Annotated in this window: 16 protein-coding genes; 14 read left to right on the top strand and 2 right to left on the bottom strand. The window is 67.5% G+C overall.

Annotated features, from left to right (window positions below; genetic code table 11):
* Positions 1-3: 3 nt before the first annotated feature.
* Positions 4-1,194: a glycerophosphodiester phosphodiesterase gene (locus AC1DFC_RS16820; RefSeq protein WP_413331776.1), complete on the bottom strand. Its 1,191-nt coding sequence runs from the start codon at positions 1,192-1,194 to the stop codon at positions 4-6.
* A 105-nt stretch (positions 1,195-1,299) separates the two neighbouring features.
* Between AC1DFC_RS16820 and argE the strand changes: the two genes are divergently transcribed.
* The 9 genes from argE (at position 1,300) to AC1DFC_RS16775 (ending at position 11,089) form a co-directional block, all read left to right on the top strand.
* Positions 1,300-2,466, top strand: a complete 1,167-nt coding sequence (gene argE, locus AC1DFC_RS16815) for an acetylornithine deacetylase (protein ID WP_007835430.1) — start codon at positions 1,300-1,302, stop codon at positions 2,464-2,466.
* Between the two features lie 168 nt (positions 2,467-2,634).
* Positions 2,635-3,858, top strand: a complete 1,224-nt coding sequence (locus AC1DFC_RS16810; RefSeq protein WP_478179621.1) for a DUF445 domain-containing protein — start codon at positions 2,635-2,637, stop codon at positions 3,856-3,858.
* Between the two features lie 118 nt (positions 3,859-3,976).
* Positions 3,977-5,629 (top strand): hypothetical protein, encoded by a 1,653-nt coding sequence (locus AC1DFC_RS16805; RefSeq protein ID WP_007835437.1) that lies wholly within the window; start codon positions 3,977-3,979, stop codon positions 5,627-5,629.
* A gap of 135 nt (positions 5,630-5,764) precedes the next feature.
* Positions 5,765-6,538: an MHYT domain-containing protein gene (locus AC1DFC_RS16800; protein WP_478179620.1), complete on the top strand. Its 774-nt coding sequence runs from the start codon at positions 5,765-5,767 to the stop codon at positions 6,536-6,538.
* A gap of 94 nt (positions 6,539-6,632) precedes the next feature.
* Positions 6,633-7,166: an acyl-CoA carboxylase biotin carboxyl carrier protein subunit gene (locus tag AC1DFC_RS16795; RefSeq protein WP_413331773.1), complete on the top strand. Its 534-nt coding sequence runs from the start codon at positions 6,633-6,635 to the stop codon at positions 7,164-7,166.
* Positions 7,167-7,203: 37 nt separating this feature from the next.
* On the top strand, positions 7,204-7,869 hold the full coding sequence (locus AC1DFC_RS16790; protein WP_478179619.1) for an SDR family oxidoreductase: 666 nt from the start codon (positions 7,204-7,206) through the stop codon (positions 7,867-7,869).
* A 15-nt stretch (positions 7,870-7,884) separates the two neighbouring features.
* Positions 7,885-9,045, top strand: coding sequence for an acyl-CoA dehydrogenase family protein (locus AC1DFC_RS16785; RefSeq protein ID WP_478179618.1), 1,161 nt, complete (start codon positions 7,885-7,887; stop codon positions 9,043-9,045).
* A gap of 7 nt (positions 9,046-9,052) precedes the next feature.
* Positions 9,053-10,216, top strand: coding sequence for an acyl-CoA dehydrogenase family protein (locus tag AC1DFC_RS16780; RefSeq protein WP_478179617.1), 1,164 nt, complete (start codon positions 9,053-9,055; stop codon positions 10,214-10,216).
* 165 nt (positions 10,217-10,381) lie between these two features.
* On the top strand, positions 10,382-11,089 hold the full coding sequence (locus tag AC1DFC_RS16775) for a slipin family protein (protein WP_413331817.1): 708 nt from the start codon (positions 10,382-10,384) through the stop codon (positions 11,087-11,089).
* 16 nt (positions 11,090-11,105) lie between these two features.
* Here AC1DFC_RS16775 and AC1DFC_RS16770 read toward each other — a convergent pair whose 3' ends face one another.
* The gene (locus AC1DFC_RS16770; protein ID WP_413331768.1) at positions 11,106-12,383 is read right to left on the bottom strand and encodes a DEAD/DEAH box helicase; all 1,278 of its coding nucleotides are present in this window, start codon (positions 12,381-12,383) and stop codon (positions 11,106-11,108) included.
* Between the two features lie 44 nt (positions 12,384-12,427).
* On the opposite strand from AC1DFC_RS16770, the gene AC1DFC_RS16765 reads away from it, so the two are divergent.
* From AC1DFC_RS16765 to AC1DFC_RS16745, 5 genes are all read left to right on the top strand, one after another.
* Positions 12,428-12,802 carry a translation initiation factor Sui1 gene (locus AC1DFC_RS16765; protein ID WP_478179670.1) on the top strand — a complete coding sequence of 125 codons (375 nt, stop codon included), beginning with the start codon at positions 12,428-12,430 and terminating at the stop codon, positions 12,800-12,802.
* 6 nt (positions 12,803-12,808) lie between these two features.
* On the top strand, positions 12,809-13,045 hold the full coding sequence (locus AC1DFC_RS16760; RefSeq protein ID WP_007835452.1) for a DUF3820 family protein: 237 nt from the start codon (positions 12,809-12,811) through the stop codon (positions 13,043-13,045).
* A gap of 181 nt (positions 13,046-13,226) precedes the next feature.
* On the top strand, positions 13,227-13,631 hold the full coding sequence (locus tag AC1DFC_RS16755; protein WP_478179616.1) for an RNA recognition motif domain-containing protein: 405 nt from the start codon (positions 13,227-13,229) through the stop codon (positions 13,629-13,631).
* A gap of 196 nt (positions 13,632-13,827) precedes the next feature.
* Positions 13,828-14,316, top strand: coding sequence for a tripartite tricarboxylate transporter TctB family protein (locus AC1DFC_RS16750; RefSeq protein ID WP_007835454.1), 489 nt, complete (start codon positions 13,828-13,830; stop codon positions 14,314-14,316).
* Positions 14,317-14,329: 13 nt separating this feature from the next.
* A partial coding sequence (locus AC1DFC_RS16745; RefSeq protein WP_478179615.1) for a tripartite tricarboxylate transporter permease occupies positions 14,330-15,423 on the top strand: 1,094 nt, incomplete at its 3' end.

Here is a 15,423-nt window from a genome sequence, read left to right as displayed (position 1 = left end):
CGTTCAGCGGCCGATGCTCTTCAGGTAGTCAGCGCGCGCGGCCAGCGCAGTGTCGGTGAAGTCGGTGAACACACCGTCCACGCCGAGCTTGTAGTACACGCCGTATTCGTTCTTGCCGTCCTTGTTGTAGTCGGAGGCCAGGCGGCGCGACTCGTTGCGGAAGGTGAAGGGGTGCACGAACAGGCCCGCCTTGTGCGCGTCGGCGATCAGCGAGGTGGGTGCCGTGGAGGTGGCGTCGGCGTCGTTGATCTTGCCGTCCTTGTTGACGTCCACCGGCTTGCCGTCGGCGCCGATGGTGCCCTTGACGCTCACGATGTAGCGCTTCCAGGGGCCGATGCCGTCGGCGTACGTCTTGATCTCGGCCAGGCCCGCGGGCGTGACCATGGCGTCGAAGTTGCGCTTGTCGCCGGCCTTGGTCCAGTCGTAGGGGCGGTCGCTGGGCACGGCGAAGGTCACCGCGCCGGTCTTCAGGTCGACGCTGTCGCCGTCGATCAGCTGGACGATCTTCGTGTTCAGGCCCTTGCTCTTCATGTATTTCAGGCTGCCCGGCTCGAACGACTGCACGTAGATGGGCGCGGTCTTGCTGTTCCAGCCGGCGGCGTTGATGGCCGCGATGACCTTGTCTTCCAGCGGCAGGCCCAGGTCGCGGAAGTAGGTCGGGTTCTTCGTCTCGGGGTAGATGGCGATGGTGCGGCCGGTTTCCTTCGACTTCGCCTTGGCGAAATCGATGATCTCCTGGAAGGTCGGGATCTTGTACTTGCCGTTGAACTCCTGCGGGCGCTCGGCATCGGTGGAGATGCCGCCCAGGGTCTTGATCTCGGCCAGCGTGAAGTCGTTGCTGAACCAGCCGGTCTGGGTCTCGCCGTCGACCTTGATGGTCTTCTTGCGCGAAGCGAAGCGGGGGTGCTTGGCCACGTCGGTGCTGATGGCGAGGTTGGGGTCGTGGCGGGCGATGAGCACGCCGTCCTTGGTGGAGACCAGGTCCATCTCGATCACGTCGGCGCCGAGTTCGATGGCGCGCGCATAGGCTTCGAGCGTTTCTTCCGGCAGATAGCCCGATGCGCCGCGGTGGGCGATGACCAGCGGCGGGTTGCCGTCGAGCGTCAGCAGCTTGTTGCTGGAGGGTCCGGTGCTGCTGCAGGCTGCCACGCAAAGGGCGGCTGTGGCGGTCAGGGCGATCTGAAGGGTGCGCATGGTCGTGGTTTCTCCGTCCGAATGAAGAGGCGCAGGGTAACCGCTTCGCGTGACAGCTTCGGCACCCACGCTCGCGCGGCGCCGACTTCCTGGAGAATGTGTTGCATGCTCCATACGCTTTCCCCCCAAAGCCTGCTGCTGGCCCAGACCCTGGTGCGCATGAACACCGTCAGTGCCAACAGCAACCTCCAACTGATCGACTTCGCGCAGAGCCACCTCGCGGCCCTGGGCGTCAAGAGTCGCATCACCTACAACGCCGAGCGCACCAAGGCGAACCTGTTCGCCACGCTGGGCGAAGGCAAGCCGGCCGGCGTGATCGTCTCGGGCCACACCGACACGGTGCCGTGGGACGGGCAGGACTGGAGCGTCGACCCGCTCTCCGCCGTGGTGCGCGACGAGCGGCTGTACGGCCGCGGCTCGGCCGACATGAAGAGCTTCATCGCCATCGCGCTGTCGAACGCGAAGCGCTTTTTGGAAAGCGACTCGCCCTTCGCGGTGCACTTCGCATTCAGCTACGAGGAAGAGATCGGCTGCTTCGGCGTGAAGGAACTCATCGCCGACATGCGCGAAGCCAACATCAAGCCGCTGGCCTGCATCGTGGGCGAACCCACCAGCATGGTGCCCGCCATCGCGCACAAGGGCGTCTACCGCTACAAGTGCTGCGTGCGCGGCAAGGAGGCGCATTCGTCGCTCACGCCGAAGTCGGTCAATGCCATCGAGATGGCGGCGCGCGTGATCGGCAAGGTGCGCGACATGGCGGAAGGCTTCGAGCGCAGCGAGCCGCGCTACGAGGGCTTCGACGTGCCATTCAGTACCGCGAGCGTGGGCCAGTTCCACGGCGGCATCGCCGACAACGTGGTGCCGCGCGACGCCGAGTTCCGCTACGAGTTCCGCGACCTGCCGACCGCCGATGCGAAGCGCATGCAGGCCGACGTGGTGGCCTACGCGGGCAGCATCGAGCCCGCGATGAAGAAGGTGGCGCCCGATGCGGGCTTCAGCTTCGAGACCATCTGCGAGATCCCGAGCTTCCTGGGCTCTGCCAACGACCCCGTCACGCTGCTGGCGCAGCGCCTGGCAAGCGAGGATCGCACCACGCTGGTGGCCTTCGGCACCGAAGCGGGCCTGTTCAAGAACGCCGGCATCCCCACGGTGGTGTGCGGTCCGGGCAGCATCGAGCAGGCGCACCAGCCCGACGAGTACGTGAGCCTCGAGCAGCTGGCACGCTGCGAGCTGTTCATGGAGCGGCTGGCTTCTTCTTCTGCCATCGGCTGAGATGGGACGTTGCTTTCCGGGGCGTCGTTCGGGGCGCGCTCACGCCGACGGGGGACATTCGCGAAGGGGAGTACCGGGTGCCCTGTGCACGCACCCCGGAGCATCGCGGCTGTGCGATGGAAGACTGACGGGCTTGAATTGACCGAAAGCAGCACCCCACTGCAGCGCATGAAGCGCGTCGCCCTCGGCCTGCTGTGCGGCGCCGCCGTGCTCTACGCAGTGGCCAGTGCACTGCATGCGCAGCACCCGGCGTGGGGCTACGTCGCCGCCTTCTCCGAAGCCGCGATGGTCGGCGCCATTGCCGACTGGTTCGCGGTGGTGGCGCTGTTTCGCCATCCGTTGGGCCTGCCGATTCCGCACACCGCCATCATCCCGAGCAACAAGGACCGCATCGGCGCCAAGCTCGCGGGCTTCATCTGCGACAACTTCCTGAGCACCGGGCAGGTGCTCGGGAAGCTGCGGGAATTCGATGCGGCCAGGCGCATCGCCGACTGGCTGGCCCGGCCCGCGAGCGGCGAGAAGCTCGGCGAATGGGGCGTGGCCGCCGCGCGCTACGGGCTCTCGGCCTTCGACGACGAGCGGGTGCGCGACTTCCTGGGGCGCGCCGCCGCGGCGGGCCTCGAGAAGATCGATCTCTCGCGCCTCACCGGCCAGGCGCTCGACGCGCTCACCGCCGGCGGACGCCACCAGGCCCTGCTCGACGACGTGCTGCAGCAGGTGGCCGGCCTGCTCGAAGGCGACGAGGTGCAGGCGCACATCACCGAGGCCATCGCGCGCGAGATCAAGACGCTGCGCTACGTCGGCCTCGACCAGGTGGCCGCCAAGCTGGCCACGCGCAAGATCGTCGCAGCCGTGGCGCGCACCATCGGCGAGCTGGCGGCCGAGCCCGACCATCCGATGCGCAGGCGCTTCGATCACTTCGTCGACGACTTCGTGGTGCGCCTGAAGCTCGACCCCGAGTTCCAGCAGCGCGGCGAGCAGATCCGCGCCGAGCTCGTCGCGCACCCGGCCCTGGGCGACTACCTGCATGGCCTGTGGGGCGAGCTGCTGGCGTGGCTGCACGACGACCTGGGCCGCGGCGACTCGACCATCCGCCGGCGCATCGCCTCGATGGCCGGCGCGCTGGGCACGCGGCTGCAGGGCGACGAGGCCATCCGCCGCTGGATCAACGAGCAGATCGAGGCGGCCGCGCCGCTGGCCATCGAGCGCTACCGAGAAGACATCCGCCGCTACATCGAGGAACGCGTGGGCGAGTGGAACGCTCAGGAAATGACGCTCGAGCTGGAGCGCCACATCGGGCGCGACCTGCAGTTCATCCGCATCAACGGCACGCTGGTGGGCGGGCTCGTGGGACTGCTGATCCACACGGTCACGCAGCTGCTGCGCGGCTGAGCGGCCCCGGGTAATCCACAGCGGACGAAAGTCCGCATCCTGTCTCCGGAGAGACCCCGCGGCCCCTCCCGCCTCCTAGACTGTTTCGCGCATCGATCAACCAGAGGAGACACGCACCATGCCCCGTCGAAGCAGCCTCGGCGCCCTCGCGCTGACCGCCACCCTCGCCCTGCTGGGCGCCTGCGGCAGCCTCGCGCCGCCATCGGCCACGCGGCCCGCTTCCTGGGGCCCGCCCGAGGCGCTGGTCGCCCCGTCGTCCTTCGCGGGGGTGCATGGGCTGGCCATCGACGCCAAGGGCCGGCTGCTCGCCGGCTCGGTGCTCGGCAACACGCTGTGGGAGGTCGACCGCAGCACCGGCGCAGCCAAGGTGCTGATCGACGCGCCCGAGGGCCAGGCCGACGACATCGCCGTCGGCCCGAAGGGCGAGCTGGCCTGGACCAACTACCTCATGGGCATGCTGCGCTACCGCGAGAGCGACGCCGCGCCCATGCGCGTGCTCGCCAAGGACCTGCCCGGCCTCAACTCGCTCGACTTCGACCGCCGCAACGGCAGGCTCTACGCCTCGCAGGTGTTCCTGGGCGACGCGCTGTGGGAGATCGACCGCGAAGGCCAGAAGCCGCCGCGGCTCATCAAGAAGGACATGGGCGGCTTCAACGGCTTCGAGGTGGGGTCTGACGGCATGCTCTACGGGCCGCTCTGGTTCAAGGGCCAGGTCGTGAAGATCGACCCGGCGAACGGCGCCATGACCGTGATCGCCGATGGCTTCAAGATCCCGGCCGCCGCCAACCTCGACGGCAAGGGCAACCTCTGGGTGGTCGATGCGCGCAGCGGCGAGCTGGTGCGGGTGGACCTCGCCACCGGCCGCAAGACCGTCGCGAAACAGCTGCGGCCCTCGCTCGACAACCTCGCCATCGCGCCGGACGGAACCATCTACGTCTCCAACATGGCGAACAACGAGGTGCAGGCCTTCAACCCCGCCACCGGTGACCTGCGCACGCTCACCAGCGGCAAGTTGGCCGTGCCGGCCGGCATGAAGATCGACGGCAACGACCTCTGGGTGGCCGACGTCTTCGGCTTTCGCCAGGTCGACGTGCGCACCGGCGAGGTGCGCGACGTGTTCCGCATGCAGCGCGACCCCGACCTCGACTATCCGTTCGCGGTCGGGCTTTCGGCCAGGCTCTTCGCGCTGAGCTCGTGGTTCACGGGCACGGTGCAGCTGGTCGACCGCCAGACGCTGAAGACCGTCGAAACCATTCACGGCCTGAAAGCGCCGTTCGACGCCATCCCCATGCCCGACGGCAGCGTGATCTACGCCGAGATCGCCACCGGCAGCATCACCCGCGCCAGTGGACCGAAGTTCTCCGAAAAGTCAGTGCTTGCTAGCGGCTTGAACGGCCCGGTGCAGATGGTCGTCGGCCGAGACGGCGCGCTCTACGTGACCGAGGCCGCCGGCAAGCTCTTGCGCATTCCGCTGGACGCCAGTGCGCCGCTGCGCACCGTGGCCGACGGGCTGGCGCTGCCCGAGGGGCTGGCGCAAACGCCGTGGGGCAGCTTCATCGTGGCAGAGAGCGCGGCGCGCCGGCTGGTGGAAATCGACCCCGTGAACGGCACGCGCCGGACGGTCGCCGAGAACCTGCCGATCGGCCTCGCGCCCGGGCCGGGACTGCCCCCGCCCTATGTGGTGACAGGCGTTGCAGTGAGCCGCGACGGCACGATCTACATGGCTGCCGATCGCAACAATGCGATATATCGAATTCGGCCCGTAAGGTAGCGTAACGAAAAGTTTAGATTTCGATTTACTTTTAAAAACAAATATTACAGACTGCGCGGGACGTCTTGCAGCGTCCCGATCGCATCCGGTGATGGGGAGTCCGCGAGGCGCTCTTTTTCTTGAAAGGGACATCGCATGACACCGCTCGTCACAGGCCAACTTCTGTCGCCCGAGTACGCACTGGGCATGGTCGCGCTTTCGTTCGTCATTTCTTTCGCGGGCTCGCTGGTGGCCCTCATCTGCGCCGGCCGCATGGTCGGGGCGGACGGCAAACCCAACCTCGCCGTCGTGGCCTGCGCAGCAGTGGCACTGGGCGGCATCGGCATCTGGTCGATGCACTTCATCGGCATGCTGGCGTACCGCCTGCCGGTGGCCATCTCGTACAACATGCCGCTCACGGTGGTGTCGCTGGTGGCGGCCATCCTGATCTCCGGCATTGCCCTCTACATGGCCGGCGGACGGCGCAAGTTCAGCAAATCGGGGTGGCTCGGCGGCAGCCTGCTGGCCGGCATCGGTGTCTGCGTAATGCACTACATGGGCATGTTCGCGATGAACATGCGCGCCTCGATGGACTTCGACCTGACGAGGGTCGGGCTGTCGGTGCTGATCGCCGTCACCGCCGCCGGCGCGGCCCTGTGGCTGGCGTTCAACCTGCGCAAGTTCACGCACAAGGTTGCGGCGGCCGTGGTGATGGGCGTGGCGGTCTGCACCATGCACTACGTGGGCATGAGTGCGGCCAGCATGGTGTGCATCGCCGCGGCGCCCACTGACGCGCTGGCCATCGGCGGCAGCTACATGGGCCTCACGGTGTTCGGCACGGCCGGCGCGGTGCTGATCTTCATCTACTGGGTGGTCACCGGCAGCAGCCTCGACGCCCCGGTGGCCGTGCGGCGCGCCCGCGCAAGCTGACCTCCCTGCGGCCAGCCAGTAAGCGCAAGCGGGGGCGGCGCCCGCCCCCTAGAGTCGGTGCAGAGCGAAAACAAGCGATCTGCACGGACTCCACATGCCAGTCATCGAATCCCGGCTGCAAACGGCCAGCGACACCTTCCAGGCCAACCGCACCGGCATGCTCGCGCTGCTGCTCGACACGGGCGCGCCCTTCCTGCCGCTGGCCTCGCTCGCGGGGCTGGGGCATGACGGCCCCGATCTGGCCAGGAGCGTGCCGGGCGGCGGCCTGATCTCCGGCATCGGTCAGGTGTCGGGCGTGCGCTTCTCGTGCGGCAGGCTGGCCGAGCAGGCGTTCGTCGCGAGGCAAGCCGAACGCGTGGATTTCCACTTTCGCGGCCAGTCGTTCCGATTGGAGAACCTGACGCACGTCGCGGTGGCGCGCACCGACGGCACCGGCAGCGACGGCCTGCTGCGCGCCTCCATGAACGGCCGGGTGATCGCGCTGCTCGTGGCCGAAGGCGATGCGGTCGCCGCGGGCCAGCCGCTGGTCACGCCCGAAGCGATGAAGATGGAGCACGTCCATTGCGCGCCGCGCGCCGGCCGCGTCGCCCTGCATGTCGTGGTGGGTGCGCAGGTCGCGGACGCATGACGGCGACGGCTCCTACCAATGTCCGAAGGTCATTCGCATGAATGCCCCCTCCTCCCGCTACCGCTCCGTCTTCGCGCCCGGCCTGTTCGACGGACAGGTCATCGTTGTCACCGGCGGCGGCTCCGGCATCGGCCGCTGCACCGCGCACGAGCTTGCCGCGCTCGGCGCGCAGGTGGTGCTGGTCGGCCGCAAGCCCGAGAAGCTCGAGCAGGTGAAGGCCGAGAACGGCGGCGCCATCGTCAACATCGTGGCCGATATCTGGGGCTCGATGCCCAACATGGGCCACAGCGGCGCGGCGCGCGCCGGCATGGTGAGCTTCACCGAGACCGCCGTGCTCGAATGGGCCGCGAGCGGCGTGCGCGTGAACGCGGTGGCGCCGGGCTACATCGCGTCCAGCGGCATGGACCATTACCCGCCCGAGGCCGGCGGCATGTTGCGCGCCATGCGCAACACCGTGCCAGCGGGCCGTTTCGGCAACGAGGCCGAGACCTCCGCCGCCATCGCCTTCCTGCTGAGCCCCGCTGCCAGCTTCATCAGCGGCAGCGTGCTGCGCGTGGACGGCGCGCGGCCGCAGGTGCGCATGGGCTGGCCAATGGAGATTCCCGATGCGCAGACACAGCAGCGCGCGGCGGTGAGGCCTTTCGACGGCTTTCACCTCGCACAGACGCCGCGCGTGTTCCGGAATGACGAGCCCAACGACTGATTGGAGACAAGCGACATGCAGTACACCCACGAACACCTCGAGATCCAGAAGACCCTGCGCCGCTTCATCGACGAAGAGATCAACCCGCACGTGGACGAATGGGAAGAGGCAGAGATCTTCCCCGCGCACGAGGTCTTCAAGAAGCTCGGCAACCTGGGCATGCTGGGGCTGAACAAGCCCGAGGCCTTCGGCGGCGCGGGGCTCGACTACTCGTATGCGATGGCGATGGCCGAGGCGCTCGGCCACGTGAGTTGCGGCGGCGTGCCGATGGCCATCGGCGTGCAGACCGACATGTGCACGCCCGCGCTCGCGCGCTTCGGCAGCGACGAACTGCGCCGCGAATTCCTCGTGCCCGCCATTGCCGGCGACACGGTCGGCTGCATCGGCGTGAGCGAGCCCGGCGCGGGCAGCGATGTGGCGGGCCTCAAGAGCCACGCGCGCAAGGACGGCGACGACTACCTCATCAGCGGCCAGAAGATGTGGATCACCAACAGCCTGCAGGCCGACTGGATGTGCATGCTGGTCAACACCAGCGACGGACCGGTTCACCGCAACAAGTCGCTCGTGATGGTGCCGATGGACAGCCCCGGCATCGAGAAGGCGAAGAAGATCCGCAAGATCGGCATGAACTCGAGCGACACCGGACTCATCTACTTCGACAACGTGCGTGTGCCGCAACGCTTTCGCATCGGCGAGGAAGGCCAGGGCTTCGTCTACCAGATGCAGCAGTTCCAGGAAGAGCGCCTGTGGGCTGCCGCGAGTTCGCTGGAGCCGATGGAAGACTGCATCGCGCAGACCATCGAGTGGGCGCAGCAGCGCCACATGTTCGGCGCCACGCTGGCCGACCAGCAGTGGGTGCAGTTCAAGCTGGCCGAACTCAAGACCGAGGTGGAAGCGCTGCGCGCGCTGACCTACCGTGCCTGCGACCTGCATGTGCAGGGCGAGGACGTGCTCGAGCTCGCGTCGATGGCCAAGCTCAAAACCGGCCGCCTCACGCGGCAGGTGGCCGACACCTGCCTGCAGTTCTGGGGCGGCATGGGCTTCACGCTCGAGAACCGCGTCTCGCGCCTGTACCGCGACGGTCGGCTCGGCTCCATCGGCGGTGGCGCGGACGAGGTCATGCTCGGCATCCTCGCAAAGACGATGGGCATCGCGAAGCGGCCGCCGCGCGGCTGAGGCGCCCATGGACGCCGAACTGCAAGCCGACCGCGCGGCGCTCGCCGACACGGTGCGGCGCCTTGCCGAAAGCGAGATCGCGCCGAACGTGCAGGCCTGGGACGAAGCGGGCGAGTTTCCGCGCGCGCTCTACGCACGCGCCGCCGAACTGGGATTGCTCGGACTGGGTTACCCCGAAGACCTGGGCGGTACGCCCGCTTCGTATTCGCTCAAGCTGCCCGCATGGGTCGCACTCGCGCGCCACGGCAAGAGCGGCGGTGTGCTCGCAAGCCTGTTCTCGCACAACATTGGATTGCCGCCCGTGGTGCTGCATGCGGGCGATGCGGTGCGCCGCGAGGTCGTGCCGCCGGTGCTGCGCGGCGAGAAGATCGCCGCGCTCGCCATCACCGAGCCCGGCGGCGGCTCCGACGTGGCCGCGCTGCGCACCACCGCAAGGCGCGAGGGCGATCACTACGTGGTGAACGGCGAGAAGACCTTCATCACCTCGGGCATGCGCGCCGACTGGATCACGGTGGCCGTGCGCACCGGCGAAGGGCGCGGCGCGAGCGGCATCTCGATGCTCCTCGTGCCCGGCGATGCGCCCGGCCTTTCGCGCACGCGCCTCGCGAAGATGGGCTGGCTGTGCTCCGACACCGCGACGCTGCACTTCGACAACGTGCGCGTGCCGGCGCGCTACCTGCTCGGCAACGAAGGCGCGGGCTTCCGCATGGTCATGGGCAACTTCAACGGCGAGCGCATCGGGCTCGCGGCGGGCGCACTCGGCTTCTCGCAAGCCTGCCTCGACGAGGCGCTGGCCTGGGCGCGCGATCGCAGGACATTCGGTGCCGCGCTCATCGAGCACCAGGCGGTGCGCCACAAGCTGGTCGACATGCAGATGCGCATCGCCTCCACCGAGGCGTGGATCGAGGCGGTTTCGGCCGAAGGCGACGCGCACGAAGCGGCCGGGCGCTTCAACGCACCCGAATGGGTCGCGCAGGTCTGCATGCTGAAGAACCATGCGACGCAGACCATGCAGTTCTGCGCCGACCAGGCGGTGCAGATCCTCGGCGGCATGGGCTTCATGCGCGGCACGGTGAGCGAGCGCATCTACCGCGAGGTGAAGGTGATGATGATCGGCGGCGGGACCGAGGAGATCATGAAGGAACTGGCGGCCAGGCAGATGGGCTGGTAGGCGCACGCCTACAAAAGGCGCCGGACCGATCCCTGTTCGGCGCCTGTCTGGAACGCTTGCGCCATGCGCGTGTCCAACAATCCAGCGGCCCTTGCCGGGTCGCAGGAGATCACCATGTTCTCTTTCACTTACGGCATCGGCGCCGTCGTCCTCGTGTTGCTGGTGATGCTGGCCTTTTCCGCCATCTGGATCTTCCGCGAATACGAGCGAGGCATCGTGTTTACGCTGGGGCGTTTCACGCGGGTCGCGGGCCCCGGGCTGGTGATCGTGATACCGGCCATCCAGCAGGTGGTGCGCGTCGACCTGCGCACCGTGGTGCTCGAAGTGCCGACGCAGGACGTGATCTCGCGCGACAACGTGTCGGTCAAGGTCAGCGCGGTCGTCTACTTCCGCATCGTCGACGCAGAGAAGGCCATCATCCAGGTCAAGGATTTCTTCAACGCCACCAGCCAGCTGGCCCAGACCACGCTGCGCTCGGTGCTCGGCAAGCACCAGCTCGACGACATGCTGGCCGAGCGCGAGAAGCTCAACCTCGACGTGCGCGAGTCGCTGGACGTGCAGACGGCGTCATGGGGCATCAAGGTGTCGAACGTGGAGATCAAGCAGATCGACCTCACCGAATCGATGGTGCGCGCCATCGCGCGGCAGGCGGAGGCCGAACGCGAGCGGCGGGCCAAGGTGATCCACGCCGAGGGCGAGTTGCAGGCCTCGGAAAAGCTGTTCCAGGCCGCGCGCGTGCTGGCGCAGGAGCCGCAGGCCATCCAGCTGCGCTACCTGGAGACGCTGACGGTGATCGGCGCGGACAAGAACACGACCATCGTGTTTCCGCTGCCGGTGGACCTGCTGACGAGCTTCCTGGGCAAGCGTTCCTAGCCTGCGCGGCACTGGGTCAGTCGTTCTTCTCGGGCGTTTCGCCCCGTGCAGCCGCAAGCGCGGCCGCCGCGCGCAGCTTGTCCTTCTTGCTCGGCCGCTTGCCCTTGACGCCGCCGGTACCCGACGCATCGACCACGGGCACTGCCACCTCCGTCGGCTCGAAGCCTTCGACGCGTTCGCGCGGCAGGCTCAGCCCCTGTCGCTTCTCGATCAGCCGGAAGTGCGCCTCGGTGGCCGCGCTCACGAAACTGATCGCCAGTCCGCTCTCGCCCGCGCGGCCGGTGCGGCCGATGCGGTGGATGTAGTCGGTCGGCGAGCGCGGCAGGTCGTAGTTGATGACCACGGGCAGCTGCGCGATGTCGATGCCGCGCGCTGCGAGGTCGGTGGCGATCACCACGTCCCAGCGGCTCTGCTTGAACTGCGAAAGGATGTCGGTGCGCGTGCCCTGCGCGATGTCGCCGTGAAAGGGCACGGCGTAGATGCCGTTCTTGTAGAGCTTCTCGGCCACGGTCTGCGCCGCATGCTGCGTGGCGACGAAGACCAGCACGCGATCCCATTCGCCTTCGTGCTGCTTCAACAGATGGCGCAGCAACTGCGTGCGGCGGATGGCGTCGACCTCGATCACGCGCTGCACGATGTTCGGCTCGGTGCCGGGCTCGCCCTGCACGTCGACGACGGCCGGATCGCGCAGCATGCCGTCGGCCAGCGCCTGGATGGCGCTCGGGAAGGTGGCGGAGAACAGCAGGTTCTGGCGCTGCTTCGGCAAGAGCGCGAGGATGCGGCCGAGCTCTTCGGCAAAGCCGAGGTCGAACAGGCGGTCGGCCTCGTCGAGCACCAGCGTCGACACGGCATCGAGCTTGAGCGCGTTGTGGTCGACGAGGTCGAGCAGCCGGCCCGGCGTGGCGACGACGATGTCGGCGCCGCCGCGCAGGCTCATCATCTGCGGGTTGATCGACACGCCGCCGAAGGCGACGACGATCTTCAGGCGCTCGGGCAGGTGCTGCGCCAGGCTGCGCATGGTCTCGCCCACCTGGGCCGCGAGCTCGCGCGTGGGCACGAGCACCAGCGCGCGCACGCGGCGCGAGCCCTGTGCGCGCTCGGCGCTCAGGCGCTGCAGCAGGGGCAGGGAAAATGCGGCGGTCTTGCCGGAGCCGGTCTGCGCCGAGCCCCGCAGGTCGCGGCCTTGCAGAATCGCGGGGATGGCCGCGGCCTGGATGGCGGTCGGCGCGGCATAGCCGCTTTCGGCGGCGGCCTGCACGAGCGCGGGGGCCAGGCCCAGTGAGTCGAATGGCATGTAAGCAGACACAGAAGAGAAGAAAGACGGATCGGATGTCGACGATGAAACAGCAGCGCAATCAGGCCGGCAGCGCCCTGGTGTACTCCACGGAAGCGGGCGGCCGCATGTGCCCCGGCTGCGGCGAGCCCATGGCCCGGTGCCGCTGCAAGGAGCTCAAGGCGCGCCTGCCGGCCACGGACGGCATTGTCCGCGTATCGCACGAAACCAAGGGACGCAAGGGCAAGGGCGTGACCGTCGTCAAGGGCGTGGCGCTCGATGCGGCGGCGCTGGCGGCGCTCGGCAAGCAGCTGAAAACGGCCTGCGGCTCGGGCGGCACGGTGAAGGACGGCGTGATCGAGATCCAGGGCGACCACCGAGAACTGGTGGTCGCGGCGCTGGTGAAGCAGGGCCACACGGTCAAGCGGGCGGGAGGCTGAGCACCGATGCAACCCGAAGACCTGCAGCGCCTGGTGACGCTCCAAATGCCTTTCGGCAAGCACAAGGGCACGCTGATTGCCGATCTGCCCGGAAATTACCTGACCTGGTTTGCACGCGAGGGTTTTCCCTCAGGAGAAATTGGCCGGCTGCTCGCGCTGATGCATGAAATAGACCACAACGGGCTCTCCGGCCTGCTGAAACCGTTGCGAAACCGCCCATCGGGCCGAGATGTTTCTCAATAACACACGATTTCCCCACGCTTTTTGTAAATCGGGCCGGATAATCCGGCCTACGTGTCTGTGAGCTTTGTCTCCCGTGCACGTAATTCGGTGATCGGTCAGTTTCGCGCCACAGCGCATTTTGTTTGTTGTGATTCTGGGACTCCATCGCTTTGTCTTGTTGGTTTGAATTAGGAGTCCCTCAATGGGCAAGAAACTCTACGTAGGCAACCTCGCCTACTCCGTGCGTGACAACGATCTGGAACAAGCCTTCGGCGAGTTCGGCGCCATCGTCAGCGCCAAGGTCATGATGGAACGTGACACCGGCCGTTCGAAGGGCTTCGGCTTTGTCGAAATGGGTTCGGATGCCGAAGCACTGGCAGCCATCGAAGCCATGAACGGCCACTCGCTGCAGGGCCGCGCCCTGACGGTGAATGAAGCCCGTCCGATGGAAGCTCGTCCCCCCCGTACCGGTGGTGGCGGTGGCTACGGTGGTGGTGGTGGCGGCGGTGGCGGCTACGGCGGTGGTGGCGGCGGCTACGGCGGCGGTGGCCGCAGCGGTGGTGGCGGCGGCTACGGCGGCGGCGGCGGTGGTCGCGGCGGCTACTAAGCCCTTCCCTCCAGAGCCTTCGGGCTTCTGAATGAAAAGCTCCTTCGGGAGCTTTTTTCGTTTCTGCGCCAGGCTCGAGCGCCTTGGTCAGCTCGGCCTAATGAAAACCCGGTAAGCAATAGTCCGTACCTCCGCGGTCAGCCAACAGTCAGCCGCGCAGAACGACCCTCGACCCTTCATATAAGAGGGGCGAGACATGCGCATCAAGAGTCAGGCGGACTTCTTTTCAGGAGTCATGTTCACTGCCGTGGGAGGGGCCTTTGCGATAGGCGCCACCACCTACACCGTCGGCAACGGTGCCCGCATGGGACCGGGTTACTTCCCGCTGATGCTCGGCATCCTGCTGGCCGTCCTCGGCGCCATCATCATGTTCCAGGCGCTGGTGGTCGAAACCCCCACCGGCGACCCGATCGGCAAATGGGCCTGGAAGCCGCTGGCCTTCGTGCTCGGCGCCAACCTCGCCTTCGGCGTGCTGCTGGGCGGCCTGCCCAGCATCGGGCTGCCGGCGATGGGGATGATCATCGCGATCTACGCGCTCACGATCATCTCGAGCATGGCGGGCGAGCACTTCAAGCTGCGCGACGTGCTGATCCTCTCCACCATCCTGGCGGCCGGCAGCTACGTGGCCTTCATCTGGGCGCTGAAGCTCCAGATCCAGGTCTGGCCTACTTTCATTTCGGGTTGAGGAGCGCACCGCCATGGAACTGTTCCACAACCTCGCGACCGGCTTCGGCGTCGCGTTCACCTTCACCAACCTGCTGTACTGCCTGATCGGCTGCATCCTGGGCACGCTGATCGGCGTGCTCCCGGGCATCGGCCCGGTCGCGACCATCGCGATGCTGCTGCCCGCCACGTACGCGCTGCCGCCTGTGTCGGCGCTGATCATGCTGGCCGGCATCTACTACGGCGCGCAGTACGGCGGCTCGACCACGGCCATCCTGGTGAACCTGCCCGGGGAGTCGTCCTCGGTGGTCACCTGTATCGACGGCTACCAGATGGCAAGGCAGGGCCGCGCAGGCCCGGCGCTCGCCGCGGCGGGCCTGGGTTCGTTCTTCGCGGGTTGCGTGGGCACGCTGATCCTGGCCGCCTTCGCACCGCCGCTGACCGAGCTGGCCTTCAAGTTCGGCCCGGCGGAGTATTTCTCGCTGATGGTGCTGGGCCTGATCGGCGCGGTGGTGCTGGCCTCGGGCTCGCTGCTGAAGGCGGTGGCGATGATCGTGCTGGGCCTGCTGCTGGGCATCGTCGGCACCGACGTGAATTCGGGCGTGGCGCGCTACAGCTTCGACATTCCGGAGCTCACCGACGGCATCGGCTTCGTGGTGATCGCCATGGGCGTGTTCGGCTACGGCGAAATCATCGGCAACCTCTCGCAGCCCGACGACGAGCGCGAGGTGTTCACGCACAAGGTGAAGGGCCTGTGGCCCACCAAGGAAGACTTCAAGCGCATGACGCCCGCGGTGCTGCGCGGCACGGCACTGGGTTCGGCGTTGGGCATCCTGCCCGGCGGCGGCGCGCTGCTGGCAGCCTTCGCGGCCTATGCGCTGGAAAAGAAGATCAAGATGCGCCCCGGCGAAGTGCCCTTCGGCAAGGGCAACATCCGCGGCGTGGCTTCGCCCGAGTCGGCCAACAACGCCGGCGCGCAGACCTCCTTCATCCCGCTGCTGACGCTGGGCATTCCGCCCAACGCGGTGATGGCGCTGATGGTGGGTGCGATGACGATCCACAACATCCAGCCCGGCCCGCAGGTGATGACCAGCAACCCCGAGCTGTTCTGGGGCCTGATCGCCTCGAT

The organism is Variovorax sp. 10L421, assembly GCF_056395365.1.
Note: the sequence above shows the minus strand (reverse complement) of the source record. Positions and strands in the feature narration are given on the sequence as shown.